A 1691-nucleotide genomic window follows, 5' to 3' on the forward strand; every position below is an offset into this window, starting at 1 on the left:
CCGGTGTTCTCGACACCCTCACGCAGGATGACGAAGGCGACGATGCCCTGGCCGGTGGTCTCGTCGGCGGCGCCGATGACCGCGGCCTCGGCCACGCCGGAATGGCCGACGAGAGCCGACTCGACCTCGGCGGTGGAGATGCGGTGGCCGGACACGTTCATCACATCGTCGACGCGTCCGAGGACCCAGAGGGCGTGGTCCTCGTCGTAGCGGGCGCCGTCACCGGCGAAGTACCAGCCCTGCTCGGCGAACCGCGACCAATAGGTGTCGCGGAAGCGCTCCTCGTCGCCCCAGATGCCGCGCAGCATCGCCGGCCACGGCTGATCGAGGACGAGGTAGCCCTGTTCTCCGGCACCGACTGGGTTGCCCTGGTCGTCGACGATGTTCGCGCTGATGCCGGGCAGCGGCTTCATCGCCGAGCCCGGCTTGGTCGCGGTCACGCCGGGTAGCGGCGAGATCATGATGGCGCCGGTCTCGGTCTGCCACCAGGTGTCGACGATCGGGGCCTTGCCGCCGCCGATGACGTCGCGGAACCACTTCCACGCCTCGGGGTTGATCGGCTCGCCGACACTACCGAGCAGTCGGACCGACGACAGGTCGTGGGCCTCGGGGATCTGCTGACCCCACTTCATGAACGTGCGGATCAGCGTCGGGGCGATGTAGTAGATGGTGACGCCGTACTTCTCGATGATCTCGAAGTGGCGGTGTTCGTTGGGCGAGTTCGGGGTGCCCTCGTAGACCACCTCGGTGGCGCCGTTGGAGAGCGGACCGTAGACGAGGTACGAGTGGCCGGTCACCCAGCCGATGTCGGCGCCGCACCAGAAGACGTCGCGGCCTTCCTTGTGGTCGAAGACGTAGTGGAAGGTGTAGCTGACCTGCGTGAGGTAGCCGCCGGAGGAGTGGACGATGCCCTTGGGCTTGCCGGTGGTGCCCGAGGTGTAGAGCAGGAACAGCGGGTGCTCGGAGTCGAAGGCCTCCGGCTCGTGGACGTCGGACTGCTGCTCGACGGTGTCCTCCCACCAGACGTCGCGTCCCTCGACCCAGTTCAGCTCGGGGTCGTGGTTGGTGCGACGTACGACGAGGACCTTCTCGACCGACTTCGCGGCGTCGTCGCCGGTGCCCAGAGCTTCATCGACGTTGGTCTTGAGGGGAGCGGGCTCGCCGCGGCGGTACTGGCCGTCGGTGGTGATGACGAGCTTGGCCTCGGCGTCGTCGACGCGGGACCGCAGGGCGCCCGACGAGAAGCCGGCGAACACGACGGAGTGGGTGAGGCCGAGACGCGCGCAGGCGAGCATCGAGATCAGGGCCTCGGGGACCATCGGCATGTATATGGCGACGCGGTCACCGGCCTGCAGGCCGATGGAGGTGAAGTAGTTGGCCGCCTTGCTGACCTCGGCGAGCAGCTGGCTGTAGGTGAGGTCGCGGGTGTCGCCGGGTTCGCCGACCCAGTGGATGGCGACGCGGTCGCCCTTGCCCGCGGCGACGTGCCGGTCCACGCAGTTGACGGAGACATTGAGCTTGCCGCCGACGAACCACTTGGCGAACGGTGCGTTCGACCAGTCGAGGGTGTCGGTGAAATCGGTGGCCCAATCGAGTCGACGCGCCTGCTCCGCCCAGAACTCGAGTCGGTCGGCGTCTGCACGGTCGTAGATCTCGGCGTTGGCGTTGGCCTGCGCGGCGAACTCTTCGGA

General features: G+C 67.8%; 1 protein-coding gene. It reads right to left on the reverse strand.

Annotated elements, in window-relative coordinates; all coding sequences use genetic code 11:
* Positions 1-1691 (reverse strand): acetate--CoA ligase (gene acs / locus M1L58_RS23220; RefSeq protein WP_248660621.1); only part of this gene is annotated, 1691 nt, incomplete at both ends.

Origin of the sequence: Gordonia sp. C13, from assembly GCF_023218005.1 — a bacterium.
Taxonomy (GTDB): Bacteria; Actinomycetota; Actinomycetes; order Mycobacteriales; family Mycobacteriaceae; genus Gordonia; species Gordonia namibiensis.